The organism is Bifidobacterium catenulatum PV20-2, from assembly GCF_000800455.1.
In the GTDB taxonomy this organism is placed as follows: domain Bacteria; phylum Actinomycetota; class Actinomycetes; order Actinomycetales; family Bifidobacteriaceae; genus Bifidobacterium; species Bifidobacterium kashiwanohense_A.
The window spans coordinates 1,471,902-1,492,931 of sequence record NZ_CP007456.1 but is presented as its reverse complement, the minus strand read 5'-3'; the positions used below and the strand labels follow the sequence as shown (position 1 = coordinate 1,492,931).

Below are 21,030 nucleotides of genomic sequence, written 5' to 3'. Positions count from 1 at the left end.
CCAAACCGGAGCCTTCTCGACGGCCATACCGTGGTCATGTCATCCAAAACAAGTCGAAAGGAAAACATCATGTACGGAATCACCATCGCGGCAGACAGCGGCAGCGTCGTCACCAGCGCGTTGCAGCTTTTCAGCCAGTTCGCCATCATCGGCGGCGGCCTGTGGGCCGTGTGGGGCGTGGTCACTCTGGCCGGAGGACTGAAGGACCAGAACGGCCCCGCCACCCAGTCGGGCGTCTGGCAGGTCGTCGGCGGCGGCCTGATCATCGCGGCCGCGGCCTTGTTCTCCAACATCGCCCTGTAGACGGGAGGCCACGCATGGTCGATTTCATCGTCGGCATCCTCAACTCGATAGGGTCCGGCGTCGGCGACGACCTCGTGGCCGACCTGCTGAAGACCCCCGCCGAATACAACGCGGGCATGTACCAGCTGAGCCTGACCGTCGCCCGCTCGGCGGTCAAACCCATAGCCAGCACGATACTGGCGATCATGTGTGTCCTGGAACTCGCCAGGGTCAGCACCCGGGCGGACGGCGACCGAGAGCTGGGCGTCAAGCTCGTCGCCATGGCGATGTTCAAGCTCACGCTCGTGTTCACCGCGGCCCAGCACAGTGAGCTCATGCTCCAGGCCATCGACGAGATCGGCGACAGCGTGCTCGGCGGCATCCATTCGGCGGCGCCCACCACCGGCGCATCGTCGGGCCTCGGCCTTGGCGACAGCATGCGCGACGCCATCGACTCCGCCGGCTGGATGGGCCAGATACCGTGCCTGATCCTGCTGCTCATCCCGTTCCTCGTCTCCAAGGGCGCGACCATCGTCGTCACCGTCGTCATCCTCCTGCGTTTCGTGCAGATATACATGCTCACCGCGTTCAACCCGCTGCCGATCGCGTTCATCGCCCAGGAGGAGACCCGCCAGTGGGGCATCAACTACTTCAAACAGTACGCGTCGCTGGTGTTCCAATGCGCGACCCTGTATCTGGCGATCCTCATGTACCGCACGCTTGTGGGCGGCACGCTCAACCCGAGCAAGTTCAAGGACGGCGACAGCCTCTCCGGCTGGGTGATGGACAACTTCACCGGCCTGCTCCTGGCGAGCGTCATGCTCATCGGCATCGTCATGGCGGCCAACTCCGTCGCCAAGAAGCTCTTCGGCGGCGAATGAAACACAACGCAATCCACGAAAGGAAGCAATCATGGCGTTGCAGATGCCCGTCTACAGGGAACTGACCACCATCGAATCGAAGGTGTTCATGGGAATGAGCTGGCGGCAGTGCCTCGCCGCCGTCATCCTCGCCATCGTGTGCGGGGGAGGATACGTCGGACTGTGGCTCGGGCTGGGCATGGACCCCAACCTCGCCATGTACCTGATTTTCCCGCCCGGCCTGCCCATAGCCGTATGGGGATGGGTGAGGCCAAAGGGCCTCATGCCCGAGAAATACCTGAAATACATCCTGCGTCACTACACGCAGCGCGAGGTCTACCTGCTCGACGGTCCTGGCAGACCATACCGCACCGGCGCGAAACCAACGATCAAGGAAAGGTGAGGAATGTTCGGAAAGAAGAAGACCCCGGTGGTCGCGCCGGCCGAAGGCGGTGCCGAAGCCAGGGCGAAGGCGCGGAGAAAGAAGGCGACGCGTCTGCCGAAGGGCGTCAAGCAGCTCATCGGCTACGACGCGATGCTGCGCAACGGGATCGCCAGCCTGGACGACGGACGGTGGAGCGCCACCATCCTCTTCCAGGACATCAACTACCAGCTGAGCCCCGAATCCCACCAGATGGAAATCATCGACCGGTGGGCCAAGCTCATCAACAGCTTCGAGGCCGGGCAAAGCGTGCAGATCGCCTCCTACACGCGCTCACGCGGCGTGCGCGAAATCCTCGCCGACGTGATGATGGACGAGACCGGCGACGGCCTCGACCACTACAGGCTCGACTACAACCGCCTCGCCCAAGGCAAACTCGAATCCGTCAGCCGCAACACCAGCACCGTCAAGACCCTGACCGTCACCGTCCGCGAAAGCGACGAGCAGGCCGCCGTCGCGACCCTGAACGCGTTGTGCAACAACCTCGTCAGCCAGATGCGCTCCATCGACGCATGCAAGGCCACCCGGCTCGACCGCGAGCACCGGCTGCGCCTCATGGCCGAGGTGCTCCGGCCCGGCGAGGAGTTCCGGTTCGACGAACGCCGTTTCGAGCATCAGCCCGGCAAACCCGACACCAAGGACCTCGTGTGCCCGTGGAGCATCGACGCGCGAAATCCCACCCAGCTGGACATCGAATCCCTGGACTCGAAATACCTGCACCGCACCATGTGGGTGTCCAGCCTGCCGCCGGAACTGTCCGACCAGCTGGTCAACGACCTGACCGGACTGCGCGCCCGCGTCGACGTGAGCATCCACCTCGCGCCCATGGACCGCGGCGAAAGCATGACGCTCGTGCGCCGTAAGAACGCCGAGGTCAAGATGCAGATCATGGACCAGCGGCGCAAGAACCGCAAGCAGGGCCTCGACCCCGACGACCTTCCCGACGACCTCGCCGACCAGCAGGAACAGCTCGGCCAACTGCGCGACGAGCTGCGCTCCACCAACCAGAGGCTCGTGGACTCGATCATCGTGATCGGAGTGTCCGCGGCAAGCCAGGAGGAGCTGGAGGTCGCGTGCAGGAACGTGAAGGCCAAGGTCAACGCGCAGTCCTGCACGGCCGAGAGCCTCAAGTTCATGCAGATGGAGGGACTGACGGCCGAACTGCCGCTGGGCAACAACCCTCTGCCCATGAAACGCACCCTGACCACGAACAGCGCGGCCATCCTCATCCCGTTCACCACGCAGGAGGTGTTCGAGCCGCACGGCCTGTTCTACGGAAGCAACGCGAGGAGCGGCAACCCGATCCTCGCGGACCGGCGCAGCCACATGAACTCCAACGGATTCGTGCTCGGCACGTCCGGCGGCGGCAAATCCTTCACCGTCAAACAGGAGATCGCCGGCATGTTCCTCAACCGTGACGACGAGGTCATCGTCATCGACCCGGAACGCGAATACCTCGCCCTCGCGGCCGCGTTCGGCGGACAGATCATCCAGATCAGCGCCGGCACCGGCACGCGCGTCAACCCGATGGACATCGTCCTGGAGGACGACTCGGCCTCCGACCCCGTCAAGGACAAGACCAACAACGTGGTCTCCATGATCGGCGCGCTCATAGGCGGCATCGACGGCCTCGACCCGCTCCAGAAGGGACTCGTCGACCAGTGCGTCAGCAACCTGTACACGCGTTACCGCAACCAGGGCGGGGGAGTGGTCCAGCCCACATTGCAGGACCTGCACGACGAATTGCAGGCGGGCGGCGACCAGGTGAGCCGGTACCTTGCCGACGCGCTCAACCCGTACATCACCGGCTCCATGAGCGGCTTCAACGGGCAGACCAACGTGGACCTGTCCAACCGGTTCACCGTGTTCGACGTGTCCGGCCTGTCCGGCGAGCTGCGCACGTTCGGCATGATGGTCGTCATCGACCAGGTGTGGAACCGCGTCATCCGCAACAAGGCCAACGGGCGGCGCACCTGGCTGTACGTCGACGAGTTCCACCGCTTCTTCTCCAACCAGTACGCCGCCGCCCAGTTCAAGGACATCTACAAGCGCGCCCGCAAATACGGGCTCGGCGTCACCGGCATCACGCAGAACGTCGAGGAGATCCTCGACCTCCAGGACGCGCGCGAGATGCTGTCCAACAGCGATTTCCTCATGCTCCTGAGCCAGAACAGCACCGACGCGGACGCCCTGTGCGAGCTGCTGACCCTGAGTGAGGAGCAGCGCCAGTACTTCACCGGCGTGCTGCCCGGCCAGGGACTCATGAAGATCGGCAGCGCCTACGTGCCGTTCGACGGTCGCATCCCCGCGGGCGGCGACCTCTACCGGCTGTACTCCACGACCTTCCAGGAAGGAAAGTAAACGCATGAGCGGAACCCAAGCCCACCACGCCGGAGGCACACGCGCCCGCATCGGACGCGCGGCCACTGGCGTGGTGTCCAGCACCGCGCAGTTCGGCGCGGACCGGACCGACATCGCCGACTCCATGGGCCACACCGCCGCCGAGATGGCGGGCCGCGCCGGCATGCACGGCATGTCCTCCACCATGCACGGCGTGGGCTGGGCGGCCGGCAAGGCGCGGCGCATCATGAACCGCGGCAAACGCGCCCTGCGGTCGGGCAGGGGAATGCGCAAGACGGCCGGCAAACCCAAGGCGCTGTCCGAGGCGAAGCCCAGCGATGAGATCGGCAAGTTCGCCGCGAAAGGCAAGGCGAGCAAGCGGATCGGCAAGCACATAGGCGCGGGCCTTGGGAAAGCCGGCCGTAGCGTCAAACGGATGGGTTCCACCGGCATGGGCTGGATGGACGAAGCCGGCGCGAGGCTCACCGCTGCCGACGACGACTTCGCGTCGAAGCTGGGAAGCACCACACGCGACCTGTCCTTCAAAGCGGCACGCGCGGGCGTGAAGGGCGTCAATTCGTCGGCCAAATTCATCTGGCGGCACCGCCGCTCGCCGGCCAAGGCGGTACGCGGCGCGAAAGCCACCGGGCAGGCCGCCGTGCGCGCCGCCCGCGCCGCCGCGAACTTCGTTCGCATGGCCGCGTCCCGAGTCATCGCGGGGGCCGCCTCCATCAGCCTTCCCATCATGCCTGTCATCGCGGCCATGCTCGCGGTGCTCGGCTTGCTCCTGGCTGTCATGGGCGCGTTCCTGGGATCCAGCGCCAGCGAATCCACGGTCGCTGGCGTGCCCGCGGAATACGAGGCCGACGTGATCCGCGCCGGATCCATCTGCCAGGTCGTCACGCCGAGCATCATCGCCGCCCAGATCGACCAGGAGTCCAATTGGAATCCGAAGGCCGGCAGCTCCGCCGGAGCGCAGGGCATTGCGCAGTTCATGCCATCCACATGGGCGTCCGCGGGCAAGGACGGCGACGGAGACGGCAAGGCCGACATCTGGAACCCGCACGACGCGATCTGGAGCCAGGGCAACTACATGTGCGGCCTCGCCTCGCAGGTCGAGACGGCCAAGAAGTCCGGGAAACTGACCGGCGACACGTTGGAGCTGACCCTCGCGGCGTACAACGCTGGCCTGGGCAGCGTGCTCAGATACGGCATGGTGCCGCCCTTCGAGGAAACCATCAACTATGTGCGGCGGATCAAGGAACTCGCAGCGACCAAATACACCGCAACGGGGACCGCCGAGGGTGGCACGGTCGGCTCCCTCGAACCGAAACTGACGGTCTCCGGCGGCATCGTGTCCACGGCCGGCATCACGCCGGACACGAGATACCCATGGGGGCAGTGCACCTGGTGGGCCGCGACCAGAAGAGCCGACATAGGAAAACCGATACCAGGGTGGGGCAACGCCGCCACATGGGCAGGTTCCGCGGCGTCGGCCGGCTACACGGTGGACGGCTCCCCATCCGCCGGCAGCGTCATCGTGTTCCAACCGGGAGTATTGGGCGCGTCCGCCGGCTACGGGCATGTCGCCATGGTCGAGGAGGTCCGCGGGACGGGTCGATCCTGATCAGCGAGTCCAACGCGCTTGGCCTCGGCGTCGTATCCACACGCGAAATCAGCGCCTCCCAACTGGCCGCAGCCGGAAATGGCGTCCGTTACATCCATTGAAAGGAAAACCAAGCATGGAACCAAAGAGGAACAGGATCATCGCCGCGACGGGATTTGCGGTCGCGCTCCTCATCCTGGGAGGAAACGTCGCGGTGATATGCGCCGGCAACGGAACCGCGGAGGACACGCAAAGCACCGTCGCCCGGCCGCGAACGAAAACCGAACCCGGACAAAAAACGGCTGGAGACGAAGAGACCGAGCCGGCGACGCCGACGGAGGATGATCCGTGCGCCGACCTCGCGCCGAAAGCGCTCGGCGTCTACATGGGCGACGAACGAGGCCAACTCGAAGGCGAATACTTCACGCCGGATGCCGCCGGCCTCGACATACCGGCATCATCCATAGCCCCGCAGCCATTGCCCGAGACCGAGTTCACCGGCTTCCCCGTGTCCACGGGGCGGCGGGTGGCGACATGCGCCGTATCCACCGGGCTGGAGGCATCCTGGGTGCTTGACTACACGCTCACTGACGACGGCTGGCGATGCGCGGCGGTCAAGGGCCCATTGGAAGGCGGATACCGGGTGCATGAAGGCAAACCAGAGGAACAAAAGTGATGAAAACAAACAAACAGGGGCGGCCGGTCCTCATCCCCGCATCCCGGATCATCGAACAGTCCGACGTGCAGGCGTCGGGCGGCATGGACGCCGTCATGAGATGGAACCGCACCGGCATCAGCGTCCCTCTCGAAGGCGCTTATGCCACCCTCTGCTACAAGGTCCCGGAGAAAAACGAGGGCGGTGAGGAATGATCAGGACCGACAGAAAGACGGGCGAGCCGATCCTCAGCCCCAAACTCGCGGCCGACCAGCTGCACGCCATGGCCAACGATCCCGGCTGGCGCCCATGGATGCGCCTCATAGCCGAACACCCGCACGCATGGCCCGAACTCGTCGACTGGTGGCATGTCGCGCAGGATCAAGGCTTCGACACGGCCGGGGCCGCGCCGGAGCCTCCCGAATCCATGCGCCGTCGCCGCCCCGTCGCCATACCCGCCGCGCCATTGCCGCCGGAAGAACATCTCACCGTGGAACCCGCACCGGCGCCTGTGGATGAGGCTCGGACCGCCGGGCCGGAGCCATCCCAGTCCCATCCCGACGATTCCGCGGAGAAGGCCCTGAAGGATGCCGACGGCGATTCCGCTGCACTCGAACAAGTCGCCGACCCGGAACCGGACACAATGGACATCCCGCCGATATCGGAAACGAAATCGGCCGTCACCTACTCGGCCGACCTCGACGATCTGAAGGTGCGCCGCACCTTCCCGGTCGGGAAAGCGCTCGTAGCGATCGTCATGGCCGCGAGCCTCATCGCCGTGTCCTGGATGGGACTGCAAATCAAAAACCGACGCGCCGCCACCCTGCGGCAGGAGGCGCATGAGAGCGCAATCAGCGCATGCGACTCGGCCGAAGCGACACGCAAGACCGTCCAGTCCGACCTGGACAGGACTGCGGCCAAAGCATCCAAACTGTTGGAGGGCACCGGTCGAGGCCAGGTCGCGGATCCCAAGACGCTTGACGCGTTGGATCGGCTCCTGGACGCAAAGACGACCACCATCAAGGGTTCCTGCGCGCCCGACGCCGCCACATCCGACGTGGACCGGACCACTGCAGCGCTGCGCAGCACGACCAAAGAGCTCAAGACCCGTCTCGCCGATCTCAAGACCGCAACCGAGGCCGTCACCGACAGCAAACTCGACAAGACCGTGGACGACGCGAACACGCTGTACAAGGAGACCGACGGCAAGGTGGCGGACGACAAGACCCGCGCAAGTCTGCTGGACGCCATCAAAAAACGCGACGCGGACGCCATCGCGAAAGCCGTGAAGGCGGTCAACGAATCGAAGACGGCGAAGGAGAAGGCCGACGCGGAGGCGAAGGCCAGGGCCGAACAGGAAGCCGCCGCGGCCGCCGCGCAGCAGGCGCAGGCATCGCAATCCCAGTCGGCTCCACAGCGGCAAACACCCTCGTATTCGGGAGGAATCCAATCCCAAGGAAGTTCCGGATCCGGTTCCGGAACTGTGCGACGCCCGTCTTCGGGAGGCTCGTCGTCCTCCACCAATACGGGCGGAGCCTCGCCGGGATGGTCCGTGCCGGCACCGTCTGATGAGGACTCCGGCTTGCCCGGCAGCGATCCGGGGCTCTGACGGCATTTGTCCACGTTGAAGGTGTAGCTGTTGGGTTTCATGCCGCTGCCTTCCATTCTTTGGAGTGCTTGAGCGTGGATTTCGGTCTGGCGATGGTGGTTCCGGGCCATGCCTTGCGGCTGAGGAACGGGTGCAGTCCTCGCAGGTTGTAGATGCATTTGTCGTTGTCCAATTGCGCGAGCTCGTCTGGCGTGAGGAGTTCGCGGCCGGTGCGCTGGTAGTTGGTGGTGTGGCTGCCGGACACGCCCTTGGAGTCGCTGGTGGTGCGGATGTCGATGGTCTCCTTGCCGAGCAGCTTGCTGAGCCATTCGGTGGTGGACTGCTCGTTGCCGCCGAGGAACAGCACCGAATCACAGTTGCCCACGATGGTCTCCCACGAGTCCTTGTACATCGTCTTGAGCTGGGCGATGGTCTGGAGGATGATGCTGACGCTGACCTTGCGCGAGCGGATTGTGGCGATGAGCTTGTCGAAGTTGGGGATGCGTCCCACGTTGGCGAACTCGTCGAGGAAGCAGTGCAATGGCGTGGCGAGGCATTCGCCGGGGTAGGTGCGGCAGCGGCGGATGATGCTGTCGAACAGGCATTGGTAGAAGATCGCGGCCAAAAAGTTGAATGTCGGGTCCTCGTCGGGCAGGGCGAGGAAGATGGCCGTCTTCCCGTTGGGATGCTTGTATCCGCCCTTGTGCTCGTCCGCGTATCCGCCGATCCGGTCGATACCGAGGTTGTCGTCGGAGAGGATCTCCCGGACCGGGCCGACTGTCAATGGGGCGAGACGCACGCCGAGGCTGATGATGATGCCCTTCTTGGTCTCTCCCGCGCCCTGGGTGAAGGGCCTGTACTGGCGGGCCGCGAACTTCAGGCCCTGGGCGAGACGCCATGCCTCGCGCAGGTCCGGATCGTCGTGGTCCGCGCCATCGCGATTCCATTCGGCGCGGGTCTCCTCATAGATCTCCGTGGCGGTCCGGGCGACGGCGTCGACCTGGCTTTCCTTGGTCTCGTCCTGTTCGCTGGCCTCGAGCAGGTCGCGCATGTCGGCCACGGCGTTGAGGGTCTGGCCGGCGTCGATGTGCAGGCAATCCTTGAGAATGTCGTCGGGTAGGTAGTAGACGAACGCGGTGAGCGCGGTCAGCAGGCTGCGTTCGGATTTGGTCCAGAAGTCGTCGGTCTGGTGCTCCTTGGACGTGGAACCGTTGGTGTTGTCCATGATGTTGGTGACCAGGCGCATGATCGCCACGTCGGGCTTGTCGGGGTCGATGTAGTGCATGGGGTTGAATTTCGTCTCGCTGGTCAGGTCCACCAGGTCGAGTTGTTTGACCGTGTAGCCCATCTTCTCCAGCCTTCCGCCGGTCTTCGCGTAAAGCTCGCCCTTCGGGTCGGTACACGCGTAGTTCATGCTGCCCTTGAGGATGTTGGGGATGACGTGCGTGCCGGTCTTGCCTGAACCGGAGCCGCCGATCACGGCGGTGTTGAGGTTACGTCGCGTGGCCTGCGCGTCGAGGCTCAGGCCCTCGGTGGCCGTCATCTGGAGGTTCTGCCTGGTATCGCCGTCGGTGTATGGGGCCATCTCCCGGCTGGTGGACCAGCGTGCGGACCCGTACTCCTCGCCGTCCCTCCAGTTGCGTCTCATGCTCCACCGGTAGAGGTGGAACAGGCCGACCGCGCACGCGCCGCCCAGTCCGCACAGGAGGCTGGTCCGATCGAATCCCAGGGCGGTCGGATGCTGGAGCATGGTCGTCATGCCATCCATGATCCGTTCCACGCTTTCACCGGCAGCGATGCCGGCCTGAATGCGGGCGGCCGCGAGATCGGCGAGCCAGAATCCCGCGAGGATAGTCAATGTCTTGATGGCGATTCCTCTTATTCGTTCCATGGCTGTTCCTTTTCTATTGTTTTCTTTCGTCGAGGTTTGCTTTGAGTTTGGTTTTGAACCGCTCGTACAGCGTCTTTTTGCTGGTGATCCGCCCTTCGTCCGGGCCTGTTCCGGTCCTGGAGTCGTTCCCGCCGGCCGCTTCCGTTTCCATGCCGGCTGCCGGGGATGGGAGCGGCGTGACGATGGTCATGCCGGCCGGGTCGGCGTCGATGCTGAATGGCCGGCCGCCGGCCATGAGCGTGGACATGAGACGGCCGACGTGACTGTTGATGTCGATCCATTCGCCGGTGCCGGTCTTGTCCGGTCTGATGCCGCTGACGGTGGTCCGTGTCATTGCTCCACGTCCGGCTCGTCGTGGCTGGGGTCGAATGCGAGGCTCGTGGCCTCGATATCGATGCCGGAGCCCTCGTCTCCGGCGGTGCCTTTGACCATGAGGCGAGATCCCTTGTGCGCGTTGTCGTGGATGTTCGCCGAGTGATCCTCGCCGCTGGCATGGATGGTGATCTTCGGCCCGTCGGCGTCGGCCAGTGCCTCGAGCAGCCAGTCGTCCTGTCCTCCGTGCGGCTGCGGATCCCTGATGAGGGTGCTCTCGAACCAGATGACGGGTTCCGGCCGGTCGTTTGCTTCTGTTGTCATGTGTGTCTTCTGTTCCTTCGTGTGGAATGAATGCGGGGCGGCACGGAAGCGCGCCGCCCCGTGGCTGGAGAGGATCTACAGTCTTGGCCCGCGACGCTTCGTCGTGGATTCTGTCTGTGCGGGCGCTTCGCGATCCGGTTCCGGCCGGTCGCGGTCCAGGCTCTGGGCAGGCTGGGGCTCCTTCAGCTGGTCGAGCTGGTGGAGCGTCCACGTGGACAGCTCACTGTCGTATGAGGCGCGGGCGAGGATCTCGTCGCGATTGTCCCAGACGAGCTGGTCGGCCTGCTGCTGGGTGGCGCCCGTCCAGTCGCCCTGCTCGTTGATGCGCATGAGCGGGTCCCATCCGCCCATCTCGCGTTTCTCCGCGATGTCCGCTTCGGTGAGACCGTCGCCGGCGAGCTGGACCGCCTTGTCGGACGGGTAGGTGAGGTAGGCGGCGATGTCGTTCTCGGGGTCGTGAGCGTTGACCTCGCTTACGATGTCGTGGAGGATTCTGACCGCGTCCTGGTTGGGGGAGTCGTATCGTTCCAGGATGTGGCTCGCATGTAGGCAGGACGCCTTGCGGTGCCGCTCGTAGAGTATGGCCGGATCCTCCTCGACCTTCGTCACGAGGTATCCGGCGTCCTCCCTCGCCTTCATCGCCTGGTCACGGTCGAAGGCGGTGCTCAGGTATGCGATGTGCCTGTCGGGGTTTCCGGGCTTCCGCCACCGGTAGGCGTATTCCTCCGGCGGCTGTTGCGCGGCCAGGTGGCTCGTCTTGGATGTCCGGCCGAGGCCTCCCGCGCGTTCCCAGTCCTTCACCGCCTTGGCGAGTCTTCCCTCCGCGTCGGGGTCGGAGGGGTCGATGACGGTGTGTTCGCGGTCGGCCATGTCGTTGTCGTCGTATTGCCATTCCGCTTGTGGGCGGTTGGCATAGGACACCTCGATCCGGCCGGACAGACGGTCCGTGTCCTTCCATGCGGGGTTGTCGTGGAAGTCGATCTGCATGGCCCGTCCGTCCGTGAGCCTTGCCTCGAGGTAGTTGCCCATGGCGTTGCCGCCTTGGGTGATGCCGGTGACGTCGGGATCCTGTTCGAGCAGCCGTCTGACGTTTTCCTGGGTCAATGGCATGTTCTCGCTCCTTTCCTTTTGCGTGGTTTTCTGGTCTCTACCTTCCGTCTCGCGGGGCTCGTCGGGTTTGGACGTCAGTCGTTCGAGTTCGGCCTGTTTTTGCCGGTATTCGTCCTCGTGGGCGAATGGTTCGGCCAGTGTCTCCTGCGCGGCGGCGAGTTCCCTTTCGGCGTCCGCCAGCCGTTCCGTGAGCTTGCCGGGGTCGGTGGCCATGTTCCTGACGAGCCGGTCGAGCTGGCTGACGATGCTGGATGGTCCGGTCAGGTAGGGGCTGGGCATCTCGGTACCGGATTCGTGTTCGTGGACGGCCTTGACGGCCAGGGTGATCCGTCCGCTGGTGGCCGCTCTGTGCGCGATGACGGGCAGGCCGTCGTATTCGGCTAGCGTGTCCCCGTCGTGCGCCTGGTGGGCGGCCCGGTGGAGGAGCCTGCACGCGGTCTGCCGGTCGGCGACCGGCTGGCCGTTGATGGTCATGCCCTCCCATCGTCCGTCCATGCGCGCGGTCTGGTGGATGCCCAGGGCCTTGGACGCGAGCGGCTTGTCGTCGGCCTTCTCGCGGATGGTCCGGCGCAGGAGTTCGACGCGTGGCTGGAGCTGCTGGCCGATGTCTCTGCGGGTGTCGGCCTTCTGCTGCGCCCATGAGGCGCGCAGGAGCTTCAGCTGGTTGATCTCGTTCTCCAGGGTCATGCGGCGTTGGATGCCGGGGTCGCCGGTGGCCAGCGCCTTGATGTTGGCGAGGGTCACCACGTCGGCGTCGAGGTCCGCGGCCTCGCGGGCTGGGCTCTTCGAGCTCATGAGCTGGCTGATGAAACGCTGCTTGCGTTCCACGGTCTGGTAGCTGTACGCGTCGAACGTGCCCTCGGTCACGTACCGGTAGTCGCGCACATGGCCGTACGTGTTGCCTTGGCGTTGGATGCGGCCGAGACGCTGTTCCAGGTCGGCGGGACGCCAGGGGCAGTCGAGGTCGTGGATCGCGGCGAGCCGTTCCTGCACGTTGGTGCCGGTTCCGAGCTTCTGGGTGCTTCCCATCAGCACGCGGATCTCGCCGGAGCGGACCTTGGCGAACAGTCGCTCGCGTTTGGCGGGGTTGTCGCCCGCGTCGTGCACGAACGCTATCTGCTCGGCCGGCACGCCCAGTTGGATGAGCCGGTCCTTGAGGTCCTGGTAGGCGTTCCATCCGCCCGAAGTGGGCGTGCTCGAATCGCAGAAGACGAGCTGCGTGCCCAGGCGTGGGGTCTCCTCATGCCATATCCGGGCGACGTTCTCGGCGCATGCCTGGATCTTGCCGTTCTCCAACGGCCGGTCGTTCTCGTGGCCTTTGAGGAGCTTGGGGTCGAGGGCGATCTTGCGTCCGTCGCCCGTGATCCGCAGGAGGTTGTCGATCTCCGGCGGCACGTCGCCGTCGCGTACGCGGTCGGCCCTGTCGGACAGTTCCTCCATCTCCTCCTTCTGCCGGTCGGTGATCGGCACGGGCACGGGCACCTGCTCCAGTTCAGGCAGCGGCAGCTGGATGTCGTCGTTGGTGATCATGTCGGTGAACTGCTTCACCGCGTTCATCAGTTCGGGCAGGTTCTGGAACCGCGCGAACCGCTGCTTGACCTGGAAGCCGTTGCCTTCGGGCTTCAATTCCACGGTGGGCACGACCTGGCCGTAGGCGCCCGCCCATGCGGCGAACGTGTCCAGCCCCTGCGCCTTGAGGGTTCCGGGCGCGAGGTAGCGCTGCATGTTGTACAGCTCGCTCATGCTGTTGGATACCGGCGTGCCGGTCATGAACGCGATGTTGCCTCCGTGCCCGGCCTCGCGCAGCCATTCGCATTTGTCGAGCAGGTCCTCGCATTTCGCGGCGGACGACAGCTGCATGCCCAGGTCCGCGGAGGCGACGGGTACGCCGAGGTTCTTGAAGTGGTGGGCCTCGTCGACGATGAGCATGTCCACGCCCAGCGACTCGAACTCGATGCCCGCCAATGCCTTGTCGTCGCGTGACTCCTTGCCGTCGCGCAGCCTGTTCATGGCGGTCTCGGCGCTTTTGCGCGCGGCCTCCAGCCGTTTGACGGTCGGGTCCTTGTCGCCCCTGGCCTGGGCGGCTGCCTTGACGGCCAGGGTGAATTCTTCGACGCGGGCGCGCATGTTTCTCAGCCGGCGTTCCTTGCTGACATGCAGCTGGCTGAACCGGCTTTCCGGCACGACCACCGCGTCCCAGTCGCCGGTGGCGACCCGTCCCCAGAATCGGCGCACCGATTCCGGGTTGCGTTGCGCGTCCTTGTCCATGACGAGGATTCGGCTGGCCGGATACAGCCTGAGCACGCCGCCGGCCCACTGGCTCACGAGGTGGTTCGGGACCACGAGCATCGGCTTGGACGCCTTGCCAAGGCGTCTCGCCTCGTGGGAGAGGGCGACGCCCTCGAACGTCTTGCCGGCTCCGACGACGTGGGCGATGAGGGTGCCCTCGTCGCTGCGCAGGGCGCGGGCCACCGCGTCTTTCTGGTGTGGACGTAGGGCGACGCCGTGGGCGGTGCCGGGCGTGGTCAGGTAGGATCCGTCGACGTGGCGGGGCCGCAGGCTGTTGAATCTGTGGTTGTACAGGGCGGTGAGCCTTTGCGCGCGGGCGGGGTCCTTGAACACCCATTGGTTCCACGTGTCGCGGATCGCGTTGGCCTTCTCGATGGCGGCCATCGTGGCCTTCTGGTCCTTGACTCGTTTGGGCTTGCCGGCCGCCGTGGTCTCCGTGGGGGAGTCCTTGGTGACGGTGATCTGCGCGTTGTTCAGGCATGCTTCCAGCAGTTGGAACGGGTTGCGGTCCTCGGTGCCGTACATCTTCGCGGCCTTGTAGTCGATGTCGCTGCCGCCGGAGTAGCCGACGCGCCATTGTCCGAGCTGGGGGATCCAGTCGACCGAGTACTGGGCGAGCTTGCCGGGCGTGAGTCCGTGGCCCCGCACGTTGAACGTCTCCATCATGAAGTCGTGGATGTCCTTGGCGGGGATCCATGGGGCTCCCAGCGGCGCCTTGATCTGTTCGGTCTCCAATGGGGTGGGCTGCACGCGTTCCAGCAGGTCGGCCACGTGTTCGAGCCGTTCCGCGTCTGCCTGGTCGGCGTGCGCGGCCTTGGCGTGCTCCGGCCGCTCCCGCCATTGTCCGAGCTGCTCCTCGCGGCGCGCTCGGAACTTCTGGTAGTCGTCGGGGCGTGCATCGATGGTGCGGGGCGGCGTGCTGTAGGCGTCGTGCGACGCCCCTTGGCGCGGGCCGGGCAGTTCGCGGGCGATGCCCCAGATCCATTCGCTGACCGACATGTCGGTGGCGAGCCGTTCGGCGAGTCGCATGGGGTCGTCGGTGCCGGGCATGAGCTGGCGCGCCATAGCGCCGATGGTCGTGTCCGTCCATATCGTGCTGCCGTGCTCGTCGTGGGCTGAATAGCTCTCGAACAGGTTGGAGAGGATCGCGGTCTTGTCGGCGGTTTCGAGCCGGTCAGTGTGGGCGATCTTGTGGACGAACAGGGCGAGGTCCCTGACGGGCATGCGCCGGTCGGCGAAGGTCGGTGCGTAGTCCTGTGGCGCGTCGCCGTCGCGCCATGTCCAGCACAATGCGTCCCACAGTGGGCTGGTGCCGTGCGATTGGTGCCATGCCGGTGCGTGCCACGGTTTCCGCTCTCCGATGTCGGATCGTTCGAGGGTGACGCGCGCATGGCTCTCGGGAAGTTCCTCCACAGCCCGCCAGGCGAGGGCGAGGACGAGTTCCGGGTTGCGGTTCCAGCCCATGGTCCATCCGTGTCGTCCGTCGTTGATGCGTTCGATGACCGGTGCCGGATCCCTGTAGGATTCGGCGGCATATGGGTCCGTGAGGCTGCGCCACACGTCCGTTCCCGCGGTGTCGATCCATTCGCGCGCCTGCTCCATGGCGGGCATGTCCTCCGGCGTCGCGTAGGTGGATGCCGCGAACTGTGTCATGGCCTCGGTGCCGGCACGGTGTCTCAGGTGTTCGGCCATGGCCGTGACGTGGTCGAGTTTCGTTCCCACGTCGCCGGTGAGATAGTCCTCGGCGGGCATGACGTCGCCGGTGTCGGGGCTGCGTATGATCCGATCGCCCAGGCCCGCCTCGGCCTCCTCGACGGTGGTGTCGGCCAGGCGTGCTATGAGTTCCAGATCGACCCTGCCATCGCGGTCGAGGCTGATGTTCAGCGCGTCGTCCAGACTGTCGGCATGGGCAGGCATGGGCGGCACGGGGCTGATGGTCCGTTGCGAGAGGCATTTCGCCTTGCCGACGAACCTTCCTTTTTCATCCGTCTCCTCCAATGCCATGACGAGATGGCAGCCGGATTCCTCGCCGCTGTAGGCGCGCTGGTTGGCGCGGTCGCACAGTCGTCCGAACTCGCCCGTGAACCGGTCGTACGCCCGGTCGAGTTCGGCACGCTTGGCTTCCACGCCCGGGTCGTCGACGCGGGCGGGGTCGAGTTCGAGCCGTTGGAGTTCTCGCGCCAGGTCTCGCAGGCGGATCATGCCGCGCAGGCGCCGCGCCTCGTCGCCCTGGCCGTGGGCGATCTCGGTGACGGTGATTCCGTCGCCGTACCAGACCACTCCGCGCTGGTCGACGGAGTATTCGAACGGTGCCACGTGGTCCGGCCGGACCACGATCTCCGCGCGGGCCACGGGTCCCGTCGTTTCCGGCGTTAATGGTCCGGCCTGAGAGATTTGCATTTGCGATGAGAGCAGGCCGTGGAGTCGTTCGCCGACCTGTTCCGCGTCACCCTGGAAGACGACGTCGAAATCGCCGCCGAACCGTCCGATCACCGGTCTGATGTCTCCCACCGCGTGTGCTGGCATGTCGTCGGCGACCGCCTGGTTGACGTTGACGGTCACGTCCTGGTATCCGGGCACGGCGATCGGTGCGGAGTGGATCCATGCCTCGTCGGGCGTGCGGTCGAGCGTCCGTTCGCGCTTGCGCAGCACGAGCACGTCGGTGACGGCCTCGGTGCCGGCCTGGCGTGCGAACGTCGAGGACGGCAGGCGCACCACGCCGACGAGCTCGGCCTTCCTCGCGAGGTCGGCGCGCATGGTCTCGGAGCGTTTGTCGAGCGTGTACCTGCTGGTCAGCAGCATCGCGACGCCGCCGGGGCGCAGCGCGTCCACCGAGCGTTCGATGAAGTAGTCGTGCAGGGGGAGGCGGGATGTGCCGCCGTCCATGGTCCGGTAGTCGAGGCTGATGTCGCCCGAATAGGGCACGTTGCCGATGGCGAGGTCGAATCCCGGGTGGATGGTGCAGTCCGCGAGGTCCGCGTTGAGGATCGTGGCGTCCGGGTTCAGCGCGGCCGCGATGCGCGCGCTGACCGGATCGAGTTCCACGCCCGACACGTGCGCCTTGATGTTTTCGGGGATGCCGGCCATGAAATTGCCCGTGCCGCACCCGGGCTCCAGCACCTGGATGGGCGCGGACCCGATATCGAGCGCGTCCCACATGGCCTTGACCACGGGGCCGGGCGTGTAGTAGGCGGTCAGTGTGGAGGCGCGCGCCTGCGCGTACTCGTCGTCGTCGAGCAGTTCGCGGATCTCGGCGGCCAGGGCGGCCCATTCGGGCTTGTCGGAGAACGCGTCCGCGCATCCGCCCCATCCCGAGTATCCGCGCAGCGTGTCCGTCTGCTCCGTGGAGGGCGGCTCGTCGCCGTTCCCATCGAGCGCTTTGAGCGTCCGGATGGCGGCGATGTTCGCTTCGGCGCGTTCGCGGGGCGAACGCGCGCGTTGCGAGTCGAGGGATGCTAGAAGCTTTCCACGATCTCGTGGATCGCCATGCTCATCGACTCCGCCTGCGCCTCGTTCATCCCGTTGAGCCGGTCCAGGTCGGTCATCTGCGGTGCCGCCTTCAGACAGTCCGTCCGGTTGAGCAGGTGCCTGGACTCCATCAGCCGGTCCATGATCTGCGCCTGGCGTTCCCTCGTGCGTCTCTCGATGTCCCGCAGATGCTCCTCGAGCACGTTGGCCATCATCATCTCCCTGAACCGCTGCGGATGGTTGTCCATCAGCCAGTTGATGCGCATGTTCTGGATTCCGTGCAGGCTGTTGCGGGTGAACACCTTGTACGGCACCGCCCACTTGTTGAACAGTTCCGGATGCGCCGCCCGGCGCTGCTCCATCGCCTTGAGGTGCCGCTCGTAGAGCGCCTTGAGCTGCGGGTCGGTCCATGTCATCTCGTCCATCATTGTTCCTTTCTTCGATATTGTTTTCCGTGCCGGAGGATTGTGTGAAACGTTTTACCACAGGTTGCGGCGTGGTTTCGCCGGGCGTGGCGGCGCCGACGCCGAGCTTGTTCTCGGCGGCGATCCGCGCGTCCCGCCGGCCGAGTCCACGGAGCCGGTTCTCCCGGTATTCGGCCGCCACGGCGGCTATCGTCTCGTCGTCCGCGCCGCGTGCGCGGAGTCGTTGCACCGCGACGTGGCCCACCGTTATCTCGTATCCGTGCGCCTGTTCCGCCGTCCTGTCGGCCTGCCGCTGCTCCTCCTCGAGAAGGCCGAACAGGTCCAGCTGCTCGTATTCGGCCGAGGCCGTCCGCTTCGCGTATAGGCGTTTTCTCACCATGGTTCTCTCCTTTCTTATAGGGTTTTCCGCTGCCCGCGGTTCTGGTCGAGGCCGGGTGCGGGCATGGCTGTGTTGAGTCCGTCGAGGTTCTCCCTGAGCCTGGTCCGGAACCGGTCAAGCGTTGACTTCAGGTCCGTGTGCCGTCGTTCCGGTTTGTCGTGCCGCGTCGTCTCCGGTGATTCGGCTTTCGTCTCCGTGACGGCGGCCAGGGCCGGCGAGCCGGCTTCGTCGTGGTCCCGTCCCTGTTCCGTCGACGTGGTCGGCTCCGTTTTCCGTGGCGTGTCCGTCGCCTCCGCGTCCTGTTCGACGGTTGGCCGGCTCGCCGTTTTGTCTCTGTCCTGCGTCGGTTCCTGTGTGCCGGCGAGTTCCTGGATGAGCAGTCCGGCGGCCTGGCGGCGTTGGCGGTTGGTCCACCGTCCTTCGTCCGTTTCGGCGGTCCGGTCGACGAGTCGGCGCGCCCATTTCATTGCGACGGCCGGCTTGTACGTGCCAGCGCGCTGGTATTCCGTGAACCGGCCCTGCATGCGGCTGATTTGCGGCCAGGATTCCTCCACGGTTTTCGAGGCGAGTTCCACCGATGCCGTGTCGAGCGTCTCCTCGGCGTCACGGTTGCGTTTCTGCGCGTCGATGATCGCCTGGACGAGCGTCTGCGGGTCGACCTGTACGGTGCGGCGTTCCGTGCCGCGGCCGGTGAACAGTTCGACCGGGGTGTCTGGTTTGAATCTGAGGTTGACGGCCCGTCCCTCGTTCTTCTGCTTTTGGTTCTTTCCGCTCATGAACATGTCGGTGGCCCAGCCGGTCAGGTCCTGTCCGTCGATGGCGGTGCCGCGGGGGAGTCCGACGATCATCTTCGGCCAGTCGCGTCCGTCCTTCGCGCGCAATATATAGGTGTGCGCGAGCCTGTTCGCCACCCACGCGTTCGGCCAGACCTGTTTTGTCGTCGCGGCCGTCCGAGCCGGTGTCCGTGTCGCGGCGGCGGGATCGGTGGCCTGCGCTGGTTGTTCCTGTTGGGGGAGCGCTGGCGTCGGTGAGATGGGTCGGCCCTGGAGGATGGCCATGGCGGCCTGGTCGGTGAACTCGTCCCAGTCCGGGGCGCGTCGACCGTCGTTCAGGTTCAGCAGTGGCTTCTGCTCCAGTCCCGGTTTGAGCAGTCCGCTGCGCATGACGCGGCCGGTCATGCCCTGGGCGACGGATCCGCCGTCGCGTTCGCGCCAGTACTGGTATTCGTCCCGGTAGACGCGGCTTTGGGTGAGCAGTTCGCCGTCGCTCATGGTCTTGGCGGGGAAGGACTCGCTCATGTCCTCGCTGTGGCTGATGGTCGTGACCTGCATGCTCAGGTCGTCGTATTGCAGGTGCTTGAAGCTCATCGCGTCGAACAGCCCCTGCTGGTTCCGATGCCAGGAGAAGACCATGAGGTCGTATCCGTTGTCCTCCAGGAAGAACACGCAGGGGCGCGGCTCGTGCTCGACCGCGTTCTGCATGAGGCTGGCCTGGAGCAGGTCGGGGTCGAGCCGGCCCGCCGCGGACGCGGCCACGGCGAGGCTGTCGCTCCACCCCATCGGGAGCGGCCGGCCGGTCGTCGGATCCGTCATGCGGTACTCGCCCGGCGTGGCCACGGTGTCCCACCGGTCGGGATGACGGTGGTTCCATTGTTCGATGCCCGCGAGCATCGCGTCCATCGGGCTCTGTCCGTCCGTCGGTCTGATGACGAAGGATTCGGTGGCGCGGGTCGCGTCGCCGGCGATCGTGTTCCGGTGAACGATGGTGTCGCCGGCGTCGTAGATCATGCCCACCGAATCCTCGCCGGCCGTCCTCGCCGTGCCGGCCGTCCAGATCGTGTCGCCGGACAAGGCCCACATGGACACGGGCCATGGGGTCGGGTCGTTGGTCCCGTTGATGGTGTCCTGGAAGATCGCGGCGCGTTTCGTTGCCTGTTCCTGTTGGTTCATTGTGGTTTCCTTTCAGCGGCCCTTGCGGGGCGTGCGGTCCCTGTTCTGGGTGGGTGGCATGTGGTTCTTCTGCTCGGCGAGGTTCTCGTTGAGCCGGGTCTTGAACCGTTCAAGCAGTGCCTTCTTCGACCGGATCGGCTTCCGCTCCTCGGCCGGCCTGGGATTATCTGCTCTGGCCTGTGTCTGCTGTTTCTCGGCCTGCGCCCGGGCCTCGTCCGGCGTGGGTTCCGGTTGGTTTTCCGGCTCCGTTGCCGGCGTCTCCCGGCTTGGCTCGGGCGTCTGCGCACGGTTCTGCTCCTGGGTTTGCGCGCCCTGCCCGTAGTCGTCGCGCAGGATGGTGTCGAGCTCGTCGCGCAGGCTCGGGTCGGCGGCGGACTTGCCGATGATCCGGTCCGCGAAATCGCGGCCGGTCTGCTCGTTCCATGCCGTGTCGCCCATGAGCTTGTCCCACGAGAGTTCGGGATGTCGGGCGGCGAGGCTGTTCGCGGCCATCTCCATGACCTCCGGATCCACGAAGTCCCAGGCGATGCGCTGGGGCGGCATGGGCTTCGCCTCCGGTTCGACGGGCGTCTCCCGTGCCGGGGTCTCCGGTTCGCTGCGGGTCTGTTCCGTCGTCCGTTCCTGCTGTTCCGTCTGCTCGACGGTGAAGTCTTCGTCGGCGATGTCCAGGCCCATGTTCTTGAAAGCGCGTTGCACGGCGTGGCGGACGTGGTCCTCGTCCCTGCCGGCGAAGTGCAGGATGAACTGGCCCCGGTCGGTGCGTTCGAGGTGGTAGTCGATGCCGGCTTGCTTGAGGCTGTGCTGCACCTCGCGCATGGTCGAGTCGTCGAGTTGCAGCTCGTGCAGGTCGCCGTCCTTCTTCCTTTGCAATCGTTTCTCGGACATCTCGCCGCTGTCGATCCCGTCTTTCACGGCCGCGCCCGCGGCGTGCACGCCGGTCTTTGCGAGTTTCATGCCGGAGCGGAGCATCGCCATGGCCACGCCCTTGGGGATTCTGAGCATGAGTCTCGCCCCTCCGGTGATGATGCTTTGGACGGCGTTCTGGATCTTTTCCTCAGCCTGTTCCTCGATTGGCATTGTTGTTTCCTTTCTGTTGTCGGTTGGTGTTTT

16 protein-coding genes are annotated in these 21,030 nt (G+C 65.5%); 9 read left to right on the top strand and 7 right to left on the bottom strand.

The features are described 5' to 3' along the window. The first annotated feature begins 69 nt into the window (after positions 1–69). The 8 genes from AH68_RS06655 to AH68_RS06620 all read left to right on the top strand — a co-directional run bounded on the left by AH68_RS06655 (position 70) and on the right by AH68_RS06620 (position 7,794). On the top strand, positions 70–303 hold the full coding sequence (locus tag AH68_RS06655) for a hypothetical protein (protein ID WP_003817136.1): 234 nt from the start codon (positions 70–72) through the stop codon (positions 301–303). A gap of 14 nt (positions 304–317) precedes the next feature. Continuing rightward, entirely contained in the window at positions 318–1,163 is an 846-nt protein-coding gene (locus tag AH68_RS06650) for a VirB6/TrbL-like conjugal transfer protein, CD1112 family (protein ID WP_003830698.1), read from the top strand. Positions 1,164–1,194: 31 nt separating this feature from the next. Next, positions 1,195–1,545 (top strand): PrgI family protein, encoded by a 351-nt coding sequence (locus tag AH68_RS06645; RefSeq protein WP_039198736.1) that lies wholly within the window; start codon positions 1,195–1,197, stop codon positions 1,543–1,545. Between the two features lie 3 nt (positions 1,546–1,548). Beyond that, on the top strand, positions 1,549–3,945 hold the full coding sequence (locus AH68_RS06640) for a VirB4-like conjugal transfer ATPase, CD1110 family (protein ID WP_039198733.1): 2,397 nt from the start codon (positions 1,549–1,551) through the stop codon (positions 3,943–3,945). Positions 3,946–3,949: 4 nt separating this feature from the next. Beyond that, entirely contained in the window at positions 3,950–5,551 is a 1,602-nt protein-coding gene (locus tag AH68_RS06635; RefSeq protein ID WP_236682373.1) for a lytic transglycosylase domain-containing protein, read from the top strand. A gap of 115 nt (positions 5,552–5,666) precedes the next feature. Further along, the gene (locus AH68_RS06630; protein ID WP_003831755.1) at positions 5,667–6,206 is read left to right on the top strand and encodes a hypothetical protein; all 540 of its coding nucleotides are present in this window, start codon (positions 5,667–5,669) and stop codon (positions 6,204–6,206) included. Next, the gene (locus AH68_RS06625; RefSeq protein WP_039198728.1) at positions 6,206–6,400 is read left to right on the top strand and encodes a hypothetical protein; all 195 of its coding nucleotides are present in this window, start codon (positions 6,206–6,208) and stop codon (positions 6,398–6,400) included. Before AH68_RS06630 ends, AH68_RS06625 begins: the two co-directional genes overlap by 1 nt. Beyond that, positions 6,397–7,794, top strand: coding sequence for a hypothetical protein (locus tag AH68_RS06620; RefSeq protein ID WP_039198727.1), 1,398 nt, complete (start codon positions 6,397–6,399; stop codon positions 7,792–7,794). Before AH68_RS06625 ends, AH68_RS06620 begins: the two co-directional genes overlap by 4 nt. Positions 7,795–7,831: 37 nt before the next feature. Here AH68_RS06620 and AH68_RS06615 read toward each other — a convergent pair whose 3' ends face one another. From AH68_RS06615 to AH68_RS11035, 5 genes are all read right to left on the bottom strand, one after another. After that, complete coding sequence (locus AH68_RS06615; protein WP_039198724.1) at positions 7,832–9,664, bottom strand: VirD4-like conjugal transfer protein, CD1115 family; 1,833 nt, start codon at positions 9,662–9,664, stop codon at positions 7,832–7,834. Positions 9,665–9,677: 13 nt separating this feature from the next. After that, positions 9,678–9,998: a hypothetical protein gene (locus AH68_RS06610; RefSeq protein WP_039198721.1), complete on the bottom strand. Its 321-nt coding sequence runs from the start codon at positions 9,996–9,998 to the stop codon at positions 9,678–9,680. Further along, a complete protein-coding gene (locus tag AH68_RS06605; protein ID WP_039198719.1) occupies positions 9,995–10,300 on the bottom strand; it encodes a hypothetical protein in 306 nt (101 codons plus the stop codon). Before AH68_RS06605 ends, AH68_RS06610 begins: the two co-directional genes overlap by 4 nt. Before the next feature lie 75 nt (positions 10,301–10,375). Beyond that, entirely contained in the window at positions 10,376–16,870 is a 6,495-nt protein-coding gene (locus AH68_RS06600) for a helicase-related protein (protein ID WP_236682372.1), read from the bottom strand. A gap of 284 nt (positions 16,871–17,154) precedes the next feature. Next, on the bottom strand, positions 17,155–17,595 hold the full coding sequence (locus AH68_RS11035; RefSeq protein ID WP_236682371.1) for a TnpV protein: 441 nt from the start codon (positions 17,593–17,595) through the stop codon (positions 17,155–17,157). 37 nt (positions 17,596–17,632) lie between these two features. On the opposite strand from AH68_RS11035, the gene AH68_RS11030 reads away from it, so the two are divergent. Beyond that, positions 17,633–17,956, top strand: coding sequence for a hypothetical protein (locus tag AH68_RS11030; RefSeq protein WP_236682370.1), 324 nt, complete (start codon positions 17,633–17,635; stop codon positions 17,954–17,956). Between the two features lie 29 nt (positions 17,957–17,985). On the opposite strand, the gene AH68_RS06595 is transcribed toward AH68_RS11030, so the two are convergent. Further along, entirely contained in the window at positions 17,986–19,920 is a 1,935-nt protein-coding gene (locus AH68_RS06595; protein ID WP_039198714.1) for a hypothetical protein, read from the bottom strand. Positions 19,921–19,932: 12 nt separating this feature from the next. Continuing rightward, positions 19,933–20,997: a PcfB family protein gene (locus tag AH68_RS06590; protein WP_039198711.1), complete on the bottom strand. Its 1,065-nt coding sequence runs from the start codon at positions 20,995–20,997 to the stop codon at positions 19,933–19,935. Positions 20,998–21,030: the final 33 nt, after the last annotated feature.

What these genes read in the sequence shown, in the direction of transcription:
- AH68_RS06655 (WP_003817136.1), top strand. Translation starts at nt 70, where the DNA reads ATGTACGGAATCACCATCGCGGCAGACAGCGGCAGCGTCGTCACCAGC.
- AH68_RS06650 (WP_003830698.1), top strand. Translation starts at nt 318, where the DNA reads ATGGTCGATTTCATCGTCGGCATCCTCAACTCGATAGGGTCCGGCGTC.
- AH68_RS06645 (WP_039198736.1), top strand. Translation starts at nt 1,195, where the DNA reads ATGGCGTTGCAGATGCCCGTCTACAGGGAACTGACCACCATCGAATCG.
- AH68_RS06640 (WP_039198733.1), top strand. Translation starts at nt 1,549, where the DNA reads ATGTTCGGAAAGAAGAAGACCCCGGTGGTCGCGCCGGCCGAAGGCGGT.
- AH68_RS06635 (WP_236682373.1), top strand. Translation starts at nt 3,950, where the DNA reads ATGAGCGGAACCCAAGCCCACCACGCCGGAGGCACACGCGCCCGCATC.
- AH68_RS06630 (WP_003831755.1), top strand. Translation starts at nt 5,667, where the DNA reads ATGGAACCAAAGAGGAACAGGATCATCGCCGCGACGGGATTTGCGGTC.
- AH68_RS06625 (WP_039198728.1), top strand. Translation starts at nt 6,206, where the DNA reads ATGAAAACAAACAAACAGGGGCGGCCGGTCCTCATCCCCGCATCCCGG.
- AH68_RS06620 (WP_039198727.1), top strand. Translation starts at nt 6,397, where the DNA reads ATGATCAGGACCGACAGAAAGACGGGCGAGCCGATCCTCAGCCCCAAA.
- AH68_RS06615 (WP_039198724.1), bottom strand. Translation starts at nt 9,664, where the DNA reads ATGGAACGAATAAGAGGAATCGCCATCAAGACATTGACTATCCTCGCG.
- AH68_RS06610 (WP_039198721.1), bottom strand. Translation starts at nt 9,998, where the DNA reads ATGACACGGACCACCGTCAGCGGCATCAGACCGGACAAGACCGGCACC.
- AH68_RS06605 (WP_039198719.1), bottom strand. Translation starts at nt 10,300, where the DNA reads ATGACAACAGAAGCAAACGACCGGCCGGAACCCGTCATCTGGTTCGAG.
- AH68_RS11035 (WP_236682371.1), bottom strand. Translation starts at nt 17,595, where the DNA reads ATGATGGACGAGATGACATGGACCGACCCGCAGCTCAAGGCGCTCTAC.
- AH68_RS06595 (WP_039198714.1), bottom strand. Translation starts at nt 19,920, where the DNA reads ATGAACCAACAGGAACAGGCAACGAAACGCGCCGCGATCTTCCAGGAC.
- AH68_RS06590 (WP_039198711.1), bottom strand. Translation starts at nt 20,997, where the DNA reads ATGCCAATCGAGGAACAGGCTGAGGAAAAGATCCAGAACGCCGTCCAA.